This window comes from Streptomyces glaucosporus (genome assembly GCF_039533345.1).
Taxonomy (GTDB): Bacteria; Actinomycetota; Actinomycetes; order Streptomycetales; family Streptomycetaceae; genus Streptomyces; species Streptomyces glaucosporus.
This window is the reverse complement of record NZ_BAAATJ010000035.1, coordinates 50,839-63,010: the sequence shown is the minus strand read 5'-3', so window position 1 is coordinate 63,010 and position 12,172 is coordinate 50,839. Positions and strand designations below refer to the sequence as shown.

The following is a 12,172-nucleotide window of genomic DNA, read 5'->3' as shown; positions in this document are numbered from 1 at the left end:
GTGAACTCGCAGAGGACCGGTGGGGCCGATTCGGCGGCCGGGCGGCGGCGCAGGCGTTCGAGCTCCGCCGCCAGGCTCTCCTCGCTGTGCATCATCGAATGGTCGCTGTCGTTCTTTCTCGGCCGGGGAGAATCATGGGCTCGGGGGGACGTCACAGAATTCGAGGGCACTGACCGTCCAAGGGGATTGACACACGCGGCACGACCTCTCGAAGGAGTGCGTGCGCGAGCGCCTCACCGCGTCGTCGCCGAAGAGGAGACTTGTGACCACGTTCTCATACACGACGACTCGCAGGATGCCATGGCATTCGAGGCAGGTGATACCGCGCATCTCGCCCACCACGGCCCCCGAGAAGTAAGCAGGATCGCCTTGGCCGGTGGTGATCAGTTCATCGAGGACGGAGAGGTCGCTGCCGTCGCTCCAGTGCAGGAGGTAGTAGGCGGCCTGCCTCCATCGCGGAAGCAGGAGCAGCACCCTGCGCATGCGCTCGTGACGGGCCAGGAAGCGATCCTCCGGTTCGCCGAAACTCCCCGCCGGCCGAAACGACAGAGGAGCGTCGGCCGGAAAGTAGCGGACCTCCCACTCGCCGAACCTCAGATTTTGTCCGTCCACTCCTCCACCTTGATCGCATCTCGATCGCATGAGGAGTCGGAGCCTCACGCTCACCCGCTCTTGGCAAGTGCTCTGCGAAGGCGGCCACCTCGGTGCGTGGGCCACTCGGGCTTCGGAGGCCCCCGGCCATCGCTGCTTCAGAATGCCCGACCGACCCGCGCGGTCGGGCGCACTCCCAGGCAAGCGATGACCTGTGTCGCCTCCGGATCGAGGAAAATTTGAAAGTAGAAGCCGTTCTGGGGGCGATCGTCCACATAACCGATGAGAACGTGTTCGCCCGTATAGGCACGCAAGTCGGCGACCGCTTCGGGGAAACCAAGGGAAGGCTGTCCGACTTTACGTGTACGGCGCTCCCGCCTGGTGTAGACGGCAGTGACGCGGTCGGTTCTGGTCGCCTCTTCCCAGAGCATGAATGTCGCGCCCCTCGACAGCGTCTCTGCACAGAGAGGTCCGACCTCCCTGCCCCCGGCCCGCAACAGCCGCTCCAAATCCTCCCTGGTCCTCGTCACGAGACCACCGGGCCCGAGTTCGTCCGCAGTGTCCAAGGCGACATCCTCGTAGTCATGGGTCCATGAGGGAACTTGGGTTCCAGGGGTCGTCGCAACACCGCCTGTTTTCAGGTGGTGAGTAGATCACGTAGATGCTCGGCTGGGGTATCCCAGCCGAGCGTCTTGCGTGGGCGGCCGTTGAGTTCCTGGGCGACGTGTTCGAGGTCTTCGGGGCTGTGCAGGCTCAGGTCGGTGCCCTTCGGAAAGTACTGCCGCAGCAGCCCGTTGACGCTTCTATGTCAAGCAACGAGCTCGTGCTGTGCGATGTGGTGCTGCCAGGAGGCTCGGTCTTGGACCATCGCGCGATGGATGACGTCGATCAAGTGGCGTTTGAGTATGCGTCGGGCGCCGCGGACTCCCTTGGTGGGTGTGTGGCGGGCCAGTAGCTCCCGGGCACCAGGGTGGAACCTCTGCTGGACGATCGCCGTGGTGTAGAGCAGGCTGTTCAGCCGACGGTTGCCGCCGCGGTGCAGCCGGTGGCGTTCCTTGTCGGAGGAGTAGACGGGGATCGGAGCGCATCCGGTGTAGCGGGCGAGCTTGGCCGAGCTGGCGAAGCGGGTGATGTCGCCGATCTCGGCGAGGAGGACCGCCGCGGAGACGTGGCTGATCCCGGTGATCTCCAGCAACGCGGGCGCCAAGGGGCTGACGAGCTTTCGGATCGTGGTCTCAAGGTCGCGGACGCGTCGGTTCAGGTCGGCTGTCTCGCCAAGCATCTCGGCCAAGACCCGATGGACGTGAGGGCTTGCCTGCGAGGTGTCCAGGAGCGTCGTCAGCGAGGTCAGACCGGGAGTACGGGTGAGGTCGCCCGGGGTGTGGCCGAGCCAGAGGTGGGTGTATGCCTTGACCTGGTTGATCACCATGGTGCGGCGCCTGACGAGATCGGCTCTCAGGTCGACCAGAACGCGCAGCTCGCGCACGCGCTCGTCGATGCGGTGGCGGTCCAGACCGGGGGTGGCGATGGCGGCGTGCGCGACCGCGGTGGCGTCGGCGGGGTCGGACTTGGAGCCGGTGGCGGCGTGCAGCTTGCGGTGAGCGGCCATCAGCCGGGTGGGGACCCAGACCACGTCGTGGCCGGCCAGCAGCAGTCCGTCGGCCAGGCCGCGAGCGAAGCCACGGCCGTCCTCGATGGCCCAGGTGACAGGTGCACCGCCGGCGATCGCACGGATCCACTTCAGCAGGACACCGATCAGGGCCGCATCGTTCTTCACGGTCAGTGGCCGGCTGACCCGCCTGCCGTCTGCATCGACGGCCACTGCGACGTGGACGTGCTTGTGCGGGTCGATCCCCACTGTCACCATCGAGTTGTCCTCTTGTCTGCTGGCGCGGATGACGGGACAGACGCGAGAGCCCTGGCCAGGGGACAGACCTATTGCGAGTTGACGGGCTCAGCAGGCTTCTATCAAGCCACTCCCGGCCAGGGCCCTCGCCCTGTGGACCGCCGTGGACATATCAACGGAAAGCCTTCCGGCACGTGTTCTCCGAGTCACCCAGCGGTCCCACCGAACCCCTCCCGTCGAAGAAGTCCGGTCCGCCAAGCCTGCACCAATAGGTGTTCTCGTTGGAGCCGCGTTGCCAGGGCGAGGCCGGGGGCCTGAGGCGGCCGGCGGGCGAGGACGACGGTGCGATGTCGGCGAGTTGGCCCGGAGTGGTGGGGATGAGCGGTGATGAGCGGGCAGGCACGGTCTTCGTTGTGGTGATCAGGGATGCGACACATCGTGATCACTGGAGGCCATGCCTGCCTCCGTTCCGCCTCGAGACACCTGGGCGCGAAGCATTCCGAACCACCAGATCATCCATCAAGCCGGTTGTTCTGCGAGGACGACGCAACCCTGGCCTGCCTCCACCAAGCAATGGACGGAAAGGTCGGTTCTTCCATGCTCACGTCACGCAGGGTGAAGGCCACATCAGAGGAAGTCGGCGCTCGCCCGGAAATCGTGTTCTTCGAAGGGCATGTCGAAGAAGATGTCGGACTCGACTCCTCCGGTCAGAAGGATGGACCTGAGGAATTCGGAACACGAAACCGGGTGGCTCTCCCATTCGGGGCCGCGCCCTTCGTTGATCATGATCGTCCAGTCGTCGGGGTGCTGTCCCGAGCGGGCGAGCCAGAATAGATACTCGCCGTTCTCCGTGACCGCCCATGCGACGAGCTTGCTCCCCTCCTCGTGAAGTTCCGCGGGTTTGGGCTCGCCTGTTGCCCACAAGTATTCCAGTTCCTCGGGGCGGTTCTTGTTCTTCGTCAGCAGGTCGTAGTGCTCGTTGGCGCAGTCGGGTTCCAGGAGCCAGATGGTGTCGTCGAAAACACCTCCGCCGTAGAGGTCGACGAGCTGCTTGTAGTCCGCCGGGAGTGCGGTGCCGAGTCGGCTCTCGACCTGCCGCCAGTCCTTGGGGCGGACATCAGCGGGAGGGGGAATCTCCTCCACGAGCCGTGCGACGTTGGGATTCACTCCTGCTCCTTCTCCGTTGCGGATGGTTTTTCTTCACGGTTTGGGGCGGTTCAGGATGGTTATCTCGTTGACACCTCCGAACGCCGAACCATAAGGCGTGAACTGGAATCCCATGTTTCCGCGGGCTTCGATGGTCAAACCGAGAGGAATCAAGTCGGTCGGATCGTTCGTCGCGTAAATGGGAGTGACAGTGTACTCGATGATTTCCCCCTTCTTGTCGACCGCTTCCCTGATCTGGTTCTCGATCGCCCGCATGACAGGGGAGTTCGCATGCTCGTACATCGTGACGAAGTTTCTGGGGTCCTTGTTCGACCCACCCAGCTGCGCCGCGAGCAGGTGGGTCCGGTTGTAGCCCTGACCGGACACCCATCCCGGCACTCTGACCCTGGGCCTGGTCTTTCCACCCGTCATGCTCGGATCGATGGTGGCGTGCATGAATGTGGCTCGCCCGCCGGGGCCCGGTGCACCGAATCGCACCCTGCCACCCCAGGTCACGTCTTTCTCGTCGCACGGCGCGAGGCCGAGCGGGTCGGCCGTGGTGTGGGGATTGTGGACGTAGGTGACCGGGTTGGGCGCGGGGGCCAGGCCGAGGGGGTCGGGGGTGGTGTAGCGGCCGGTGTCGGGGTCGTAGTGGCGGAAGTAGTTGTAGTGCAGGCCGGTCTCGGGGTCGGCGTACTGGCCGGGGAACCGCAGCGGGGTGTAGGCGGTGGCGTCCCGGTTCCAGGTGGTGGTGCCCCACAGGGTGCTGCGGGTGTGCCAGGCGATCTCGCCCGTCTCGTCGACGAGTTCGGTGGGGGTGCCGACCAGGTCGGTGACGATGGCGAAGAACCGGCGGTCGACCTCGGCCTGGTCGTCGGGGTCGAGGAGGCGTTCGGTCTGGGCCAGCGGGCGGTGGCCGTCGTGGTCCCAGGTCAGGACGGTGTGGGTGACGTTGTTGGTCTCTTCGGCCAGGCGGGTGCCGTCCCAGGTGAACCGGATCTCCTCGGCGACCTCGCCGTCGGCGGTGAGGCGCTGTTTGGCGGTGCGGCGGCCCAGCGGGTCGTAGCGGTAGCGCCACACCGTGCCGTCCGGGGTGGTGACGGAGGTCAGACGGTCCTCGGCGTCCCAGGTGTAGCGCCAGGTGTCGGGCTTGCGTGACAGGCGGGTCTTCTGCCGCAGCACGGTGCGACCGGCCGCGTCGTACTCGTAGCGGATGCGGCCGGCCCGCGTCAGGCGGGTGCCGTCGTAGGTGCGGGGGCCGCGGGCCTCGGAGTGGGGCGCGGTGTCGGGCCAGTGGGCGGTGGTCTGGTTGCCCGCCGCGTCGTAGGCGTAGGACTCGGACCAGTCCTCGGCGGTGACGGTCAGTGGGCGGCCGACCGGGTCGAGGTCGAAGTGCCGGGTGGTGCCGGTGAGCTGGTCGGTGATGGAGGTGAGGTGGCTGTCGGGGCGGTAGGTGTAGCCGCGGGAGCGCAGGGTGCGCCCGGCGGCGGCCAGGGTCTGCTCGGTGGGGCGGCCGAGGACATCGAAGACGGTGGCCAGGGTGACGGGCCGGCCGGCGGCGCCGAAGGAGCGTTCCAGCTCACGCCCGAGCGCGTCGTGGGTGAAGGTCAGGGTGTGGCCGGAGGCGGTCACGGCGGTGCGGTTGCCGGCTGCGTCGTAGGTCAGCTCGGTGACCGCGCCGCCGGGGGTGGTGCGGGAGGTGCGCCGGCCCAGGGCGTCGTAGGTGTAGCGGGTGGTGCGGCCGTCGACCGTCTCGGCCAGCACCCGGCCGAGCACGTCGCGCTCCACGGTGAGGGTGGAGGTGGGAGAGGCCGCACGTATCAAGTGGCCCGCCTCGCTGTAGGCGTACTCGGTGCGCGCCCCCTCGACCTCCTTGGTGACGGGACGGTCGAGGACATCGTGCTCGTAGCGGATCTCGTGGCCGAGTGCGGTGGTGTAGGCGGTCAGGCGGCCGGCCGCGTCGTGGGTGTAGCGGACGGTGCGGCCGTCGAAGTCGGTCTCGGATATCAGCCGGCCGGCCCGGTCGTAGGCGTAAGTCCAGGTCAAGCCTTCGGGGTTGAGGACCTGGGTGAGGCGCAGCTCGGTGTCGTAGCGGAACTCGTAGCGCGCCCCGTCCGGGTCGGTGCGGGCGGCGACCTTGTCGAAGTGGGTGTGCTCGAAGCGGGTGACGCCACCGTTCGGGCCGGTGTGGGAGGTGCAGTTCCCCTCGCCGTCCCAGGTCCAGGACTCGGTGCTGCCGTCCGGCGCGGTGCGGCGGGCCGGATGCCCCTCGACCGTCCACTCCAGGCGGGTGACCGCGCCGATAGGGGTCTCCCCGCCGGAGGCAGGGGAAGGGTCGGTGACGGTGACGGGGCGGCCGAACGCGTCACGGGTGACGGCGGTGGTGTGGCCGCCCGGGTCGGTGACCGTCAGCGGCAGACCGGCGTCGTCGTTGGTCACGTACTGGACGGTGCCCGCCGGGTTGGTGACGGCCGTCACCGCGCCGCGGTCGTCGTGGGCGAAGGCGGTGGTCGTCCCGTCCGGGGCGGTGACGGAGGCGAGGTTGCCGCGCTCGTCGTACTCGTGCCGCCACAGGGCGCCGTCCGGGCCGGTGATCTCGATGGGCAGGTTCAGCTCGTTGTGGCGGGCCGTGGCGGTACGGCCGTCGGGCAGTGTGATCTCGGTGACGTTGCCCGTGTCGTCGTACGTCCAGCTCGTGGTGCGGCCGAGCGCGTCGGTGCGGGACAGCAGGTTGTCCCGGCCGTCCCAGGTCTGCCGGGTGGTGTGGCCGGCCGGGTCGGTCCGCGCGATGACCTGGCGCAGCTCGTTGATCTCCAGGACGGTGACCGCGCCGGTGGAGTCGGTGTAGCGGGTGACCTGGTTTCCCGCCTCGTTCACGCCGTAGTCGAAGGTGGAGGAGAGGATGCCCTCGGGCCCGACGGTGCCCACCACCCGGCCGGCGTCGTCGTAGAGGTAGCGGAAGGTGGAGTCGTTGCGGTCGGTCCAGGAGGTGATGCGGGCCGCGTCGTCGTAGGTGAAGCGCAGCGGGAGGCCGGAGGAGTTGACCACCGCGTCCAGGTTCCCGGCCGCGTCGTAGCCGTAGGACAGGACCTGCACCGACCCGTTTGGGGCGCCGGGGTCGTGCACGGCCAGGCCCGTCACCCGTACCGGGCCGTGGTCGTCGAGGCGGGTGGTGGTGATTTCCACCTGGTAGCCGCCGGAATGGACCACCGCCGTCGGCGCACCGTCCGGGGCGCGGACGATGTCCACCCGGTTGCCGTTGCGGTCCTCGACCGCGGCCAGGTGGCAGAACGCCGGGGCGTCGAAGACGCTGCCGGGCAGCTCCGCCGCGGCGAAGCACCGTCTCCACCCGGTGTGCGGGTCGGTGACCGCGAACGCCACCCCGGGCTCGCCGTCGGTGCGGGCCAGCGGCAGCCGCGGCCCCTCCACCGGCCACACCGGCGCCCCGCCCGGCTCCGGCACCCGGGGGTAGGTCAGCAGCGAGCCGTCCTCGCGCGCCCAGATCACCGTGCCGTCGCCGTCGACGTGCAGCCGCTCGTCCAGCGTGGACGCCCAGGACCGGCCGAACCAGTGCCCCCACCGGTAGTTCGACAGGTGGGTGCGGCGCAGCACCAGCGGCAGGATGCCGGGCAGCTCCAGATCGGTCTGGGCCAGGGTCATCTCGCCGGTGGCCACGTCGACCGGATCGTTCAGGCAGGTCTTCTTGCCCAGCGGGATGCTGTTGGTGCGCGGATCGGACTTGGCGGTGCGCAGCGAGTCGGGCTTGGTGTGCGGGTTCTTCCCGCCGCCGTCGCGCCGGGAGGAGGAGCCGCCCGGGCCGGGCCCTTTCCTGCCGTCGCCGGTGTCGGGTGTGGCGAAGGAGTCGAACCGGTCCTTGATGTTCCTGTCGTTGGCGGCGTGGGCGTCGGAGATGTTCCGCACGCCCTTGGGTAGCGCTCCGCCGAGGTGGTCGCCGAGCTGTTTGGTGGCCTTCTCCAGCGAGCCCATCATCTTGTCGGCGACCGCGTCGATGGCCTGGGCGATCTCGTCGCGGCCGCGGGTGCGGTTGTGGCTGGACTTGGCCTTCGTCAGCTTGCCGGTGGTGCGGCCGTTGAGGGAGGCGCTGACGCCGTTGAGCTTGAGGGCGGCCCGGTCGTGCTCGTTCTCGTCGATGTCCAGGCTGCCGAGCATCCCGCCCAGGCGGGGCAGGTCGCCGGCGGAGGCCAGCTGCATCCCGTCCTTGAACCCCTCCTTGCCCGCGTCGCCGACCTTGTCCATATCGACGCCGTCCTGCAGGCCCAGGCCGTCCGCGGCGAGCTGGACGACCAGTTCGGCGGCCATGTTCTCCAGCGCGGCCGCCGCCGGCGCGGTCATCGCGGTGACGATCTCCTGGACCGCCAGGTCCATCATCTCCTTGATGGCCCGCTTGACCGCGATCCGGCAGGCCTGGATGGCGCCCGCGCCGATCAGGGTGGACAGCCCGGCGGTGAACGGGGCGGCGGCCAGCGAGATCCCGGCCGAGGCCGCGCACGCGGTCAGCTCCCCGACCGCGACCCACTTGCGGCCCTCGATGATGTCGGCCGCGGCGTCCATCGCGCCGGCGAAGATCCGGGCCGCGTCCGCCAGGTCGGTCAGGTGCTTGCCCCTGACCTTGTCCCAGTAGCCGTTCAGCGCGGTCAGCGCCTCACTCTCCCCGGAGGAGACCAGCCGCTGCATGCCCTGGTGCGCGGTGTGGGCGTCGTCGTCGACGTCGTCGGCGAAGTCCCGCAGGTCCTTGGCCATGTCCCGGTAGGCGTCCTCGTCGACGTTGGGCCAGCCCACCCCGATCAGATCCAGAATGGCGTCCACGCCGTCGGGCAGCACCACCGCCACCGGACATCCCCCCTCACCGCCTGCACCGGCCCCTTGCCGACCGGCCAATCACTGTGGCATACACGCTCGTTGGCCACCGAACGGTTTCCGGACACCTGGCGAGCGGGCCGCGAAAGATCATGGCAGGTGCGTCCCGGTGCCAGAGCGGCTCCTGGCGGAATTCGTACGGTCCCACCACACGGGGCGAGACCGCGAGGGGGCAGCGGTGAGGCCGGAGGCGGTGGGGGCCGGCCGCGTCCGCGCTCGAACCGGTGCGAGCGGCCGGCCTGGGGTACCGCTGACGGCAGCGGCATCCCCGCGCGAACGGCCGGGTCAGTCCCCCTTGGCGTGGGCGACGAACGCTGCCCACCCCGCGGCGGGGAAGCGGAGCACGGGACCCCGCTCGTCCTTGGAGTCGCGTACGTGGACGGCGCCGGGAGCGGCGGCCACCTCGACGCACTCGCCGCCGCTGGTGCCGCTGTGGCTGCTCTTGAACCACGACAGACCGGCGGGACGGTTCATGGAGTGTTCGTTGCTCATGGCTCTCCCACTGCACGCTCGATGAGACGGACCGACTCCTCAAGGTTGAGGGCCTGCGAGCGCAGCATTCCATAGCGCAGCCAGAAGTCGCCGACCTGATCCGGATCGGAGGCGAGTGAGGCGATGTCCTGCGATTCGGTGTACGCGATCCTGCGGTGGTCGATGGTCTCCAGCAGCACCATCGAGCCATTGAGGCCGGAGTGCGCGCCGAACGATGTCGGCATGATCTGGACTTGGATGTTGGGTTGCTTCGCCTGTTCCAGCAACCCGCGGAGTTGCGCCTTCATCACCTCCTGGCCGCCCACCGGTCGGTACAGCACGACTTCCTCGATCAGGAAGGTGGCCACGAGTGGGGGACGGGTTCGGGACAGAAGCGCTTGCCGGTCCATCCGGGCTGCGACCCGTTCCTCGACGGTCTGTTCGTCCAGTGGTGGGAAATGGGCGTTGAGCAGGGCCCTGGCGTAGTCCTCGGTCTGGAGCAGTCCCGGAACGACGTAGCCGCCGTACCAGCAGAAGCTGATGGCATCCGCTTCCAGGCTCGCGAAGTCGTGGAAGAACCTCGGCAGCCGAGCCATGTCCACCTGGTCCTGGAGGGCGAGGAGGGTGCCACCCGCCTCCAGGGTGTGCTCGACGGCCCGGGTGAAGGCGGGTTTGGCCGGACGCCGCCCCTGTTCGACGGAGGCGACCTGCTCGACGGAGTAGCTGATGGCGTCGGCCAGTTGCTCCTGGGTCATTCCGGCCCGTCTGCGGTGGAGCCTGAGGAGTTGGCCGTAGCCGAGCCAGATGCCGGGCGGGTCGTCGTGGTTGGTGGCGCTCCGCCGTCGCTGCCGCTTGTCGGTCATGCGTTCCGTACCCCCTCGCGGTTGGTCCATCCGGACCAACCGCGAGGCCCACCCCCGGTCACGGCCCCCGACCCGTACAGAACCGCGCCCGATCCGTACACACTGCCGGGAGCGTGGACCTGTGCTTCAGGCGCTCGCCCCGAGCGACGGCGGGCGACACGCCACGGCCGCAGCTCGTCCGGAGCGCGCTGTACGAGTCGGGGGCTCCCGGCGTACGAGCACCCCCGCGCCTCCGGCTCGTTGGGCAGGGCACGGCGAGCGCGACACGTACGAGGGGGAACACATGGCGCACGGCAGCGGCGAACCCGAGCCGTCCGAGGGTCTCAAGGCGTTCGGGGCGGTGTTGAAGGTCTTCCGTGAGCGGGCCGCCCTCACCCAGGGCGAACTCTCGGAACGGGTCAACTACTCACCGCACTTGGTCGGTTCCATCGAGCAGGGGCGACGCATGCCGCCCGACGACTTCGTGGAGCAGGCGGAGGAGGCCCTGGACGCCTTTGGTGCGCTGCGGGCGGCGGCCCGGCACATCGCCCGCAGACGGGGACTGGCGTCGTGGTTCCGGCTGTGGGCTCGGCTGGAGGCGGCGGCGGTGAGCCTGTGCACGTACGAGTGCCGGGTGGTGCCCGGCCTGCTCCAGACCGAGGAGTACGCGCGGGCGGTGATGCTCAACGTCCCGCCGCCGCCCACGGAGGAGGAACTGGAGGAGCGGATCGCCGCGCGGCTGGACCGGCAGAAGCTGCTGCGGCGCGAGCCGCCGATCGCGTTCAGTTTCATCGTCGAGGAGGCGGTGCTGCTCCGCCGCACGGGCGGCGACGAGGTCACGCGGGAGCAACTCGACCACCTGATCCAGTGCGCGGAGCTGTGGAACGTGGAGCTCCAGATCATGCCGCTGCGCCAGCCGTACCACGCCGGCTCGGACGGGCCGATGCAGTTGGTGGAGACCCAGGAGCACAAGTGGCTGGGCTACTCGGAGGGGCAGCAGACCGGACAACTGGTGGGAGAGCCGAAAGACGTCAGCCTCATGCAGATGCGGTATGCCAGGATGCGCTCACAGGCCCTGTCCCCGGCGGACTCGGTCGACCTGTTGAAGCGGATGCGAGGGGCGCTATGAGCACCGGCGACGAGCTGAACTGGTTCAAGAGCAGCTACAGCGGCTCCCAGGGGGACAGCTGCGTGGAGGTCGCGTACCGGCCCGAGACCGTGTACGTCCGGGATTCCAAGGAGCAGGACGGACCGGTCCTCCCCGTCTCCCCGACCGCCTGGACGGACTTCCTCGCCCACACCGCCCGCTGAGGCCCACCTGAGACGTGGCTCCTCGGAGGCGCGGGAAAGGGTGCGCCCCGCGGACCGCTGCCGCCTTCGCCCTCGCCGAGGCCCGACCCCGTGAGGGAGATCCGCCGTTCGGCACCGGCGACCGGCGACCGGCGACCGGCGACCGGCGGCCCGCACCGTCCCGGTGCGCTGACACGCCCGGGACCGGATGCACTGGCGGGCGGTCCGTGCGGCGTGGGAGCGTGGCCGGTGCCCGGTGCGATGTCCGTGGGCGGAGCCGGAACCGGGGAGGCCCGGTGGAGAATCATCGCGCGTTGATTGGATGTTGACACTTCGTTGATCGCCGGCGGGCAGGGTGCTCGTATGGCGATCGATTTCTCCGGCCCAGTCAGGCAACTCCCCGGATGGTGGGAGCGCGCGTTGTGCGCGCAGATCGGCTCCGAACCGTTCTTCCCGGAACCGGGCAGGACACCTGCCGAGGCCAAACGGATCTGCCAGTCGTGCGAGGGGCGCATCGAGTGCCTGGAGTACGCCCTCACCCACGACGAGCGCTACGGCGTGTGGGGCGGCCTCTCCGAGGAGGAGCGCCGCAGCCTCAAACGCGCCTCGTGACGCGGCGGGCCGTCAGCCGGCGCGGTAGCCGGCGACGGTCTCCTCGTAGGGCCGCAGATGCGGGGCGAGTTCACGGCCGATCAGCTCGGCGTCCGCCGGGGGGAGCGTCAGGACGGTCCGGCGCAGGCGGACGCTCCACGAGGCGGGGTCGGGGAAGACCGACAGGCGCGGCACCAGATCGCGCAGCACCAGCCCCTGGCGGAACGGCGCCAGGCCCTCGATCCGCAGCCCGCACCCCTCGGTGAACTCGCGCTCGCCGAACCGCACCGGCTCGGGCAGGACGCGGACGGGCCCGGCGACGCGCGCCCGCGCCATGACCCGGCCCAGGTCGCGGGTGGGATTGTGGAAGCAGCCGCGGGTCGTGTAGACGAGCAGCTCGTCGCCCTCGGCGAGGGACGACGGGACCCGGCCCCGGGGGAAGGCCATGCGCTGAGCCGTGAGAACCCAGGTGAGCGGCTCCTGGTCGCCGATGATCAGAAGGTGCGTCGCTGCCACG

At 69.3% G+C, this 12,172-nt stretch carries 11 protein-coding genes and 1 pseudogene; 3 read left to right on the top strand and 9 right to left on the bottom strand.

Annotation, left to right across the window (positions count from 1 at the left end; translation table 11 throughout):
• Window positions 1–132: 132 nt before the first annotated feature.
• The 8 genes and pseudogenes from ABD358_RS26250 to ABD358_RS26215 form a co-directional block, all read right to left on the bottom strand.
• Complete coding sequence (locus tag ABD358_RS26250) at window positions 133–612, bottom strand: hypothetical protein (protein ID WP_344633629.1); 480 nt, start codon at window positions 610–612, stop codon at window positions 133–135.
• A 137-nt stretch (window positions 613–749) separates the two neighbouring features.
• Window positions 750–1,022: a hypothetical protein gene (locus ABD358_RS26245; protein ID WP_344633628.1), complete on the bottom strand. Its 273-nt coding sequence runs from the start codon at window positions 1,020–1,022 to the stop codon at window positions 750–752.
• A 209-nt stretch (window positions 1,023–1,231) separates the two neighbouring features.
• Window positions 1,232–1,399, bottom strand: a pseudogene (locus ABD358_RS26240) (IS30 family transposase); the annotation flags it as partial.
• Window positions 1,400–2,449 (bottom strand): IS110 family RNA-guided transposase, encoded by a 1,050-nt coding sequence (locus ABD358_RS26235; RefSeq protein ID WP_344633627.1) that lies wholly within the window; start codon window positions 2,447–2,449, stop codon window positions 1,400–1,402.
• A gap of 615 nt (window positions 2,450–3,064) precedes the next feature.
• Window positions 3,065–3,604 carry an SMI1/KNR4 family protein gene (locus ABD358_RS26230; RefSeq protein WP_344633626.1) on the bottom strand — a complete coding sequence of 180 codons (540 nt, stop codon included), beginning with the start codon at window positions 3,602–3,604 and terminating at the stop codon, window positions 3,065–3,067.
• Between the two features lie 33 nt (window positions 3,605–3,637).
• A complete protein-coding gene (locus ABD358_RS26225) occupies window positions 3,638–8,434 on the bottom strand; it encodes a DUF6531 domain-containing protein (RefSeq protein ID WP_344633625.1) in 4,797 nt (1,598 codons plus the stop codon).
• 312 nt (window positions 8,435–8,746) lie between these two features.
• Entirely contained in the window at window positions 8,747–8,953 is a 207-nt protein-coding gene (locus tag ABD358_RS26220; protein ID WP_344633624.1) for a DUF397 domain-containing protein, read from the bottom strand.
• Window positions 8,950–9,795: a helix-turn-helix domain-containing protein gene (locus ABD358_RS26215; RefSeq protein WP_344633623.1), complete on the bottom strand. Its 846-nt coding sequence runs from the start codon at window positions 9,793–9,795 to the stop codon at window positions 8,950–8,952. The genes ABD358_RS26220 and ABD358_RS26215 overlap by 4 nt, the downstream gene beginning before the upstream one ends.
• 283 nt (window positions 9,796–10,078) lie before the next feature.
• Between ABD358_RS26215 and ABD358_RS26210 the strand changes: the two genes are divergently transcribed.
• The 3 genes from ABD358_RS26210 (at window position 10,079) to ABD358_RS26200 (ending at window position 11,676) form a co-directional block, all read left to right on the top strand.
• Window positions 10,079–10,903 (top strand): helix-turn-helix domain-containing protein, encoded by an 825-nt coding sequence (locus ABD358_RS26210; protein WP_344633622.1) that lies wholly within the window; start codon window positions 10,079–10,081, stop codon window positions 10,901–10,903.
• Complete coding sequence (locus tag ABD358_RS26205; RefSeq protein WP_344633621.1) at window positions 10,900–11,085, top strand: DUF397 domain-containing protein; 186 nt, start codon at window positions 10,900–10,902, stop codon at window positions 11,083–11,085. The genes ABD358_RS26210 and ABD358_RS26205 overlap by 4 nt, the downstream gene beginning before the upstream one ends.
• 342 nt (window positions 11,086–11,427) lie before the next feature.
• Window positions 11,428–11,676 (top strand): WhiB family transcriptional regulator, encoded by a 249-nt coding sequence (locus ABD358_RS26200; protein ID WP_344633620.1) that lies wholly within the window; start codon window positions 11,428–11,430, stop codon window positions 11,674–11,676.
• A 12-nt stretch (window positions 11,677–11,688) separates the two neighbouring features.
• Here the strand turns inward: ABD358_RS26200 and ABD358_RS26195 are convergent, their stop codons facing one another.
• Complete coding sequence (locus ABD358_RS26195; protein ID WP_344633619.1) at window positions 11,689–12,171, bottom strand: hypothetical protein; 483 nt, start codon at window positions 12,169–12,171, stop codon at window positions 11,689–11,691.
• Window position 12,172: the final 1 nt, after the last annotated feature.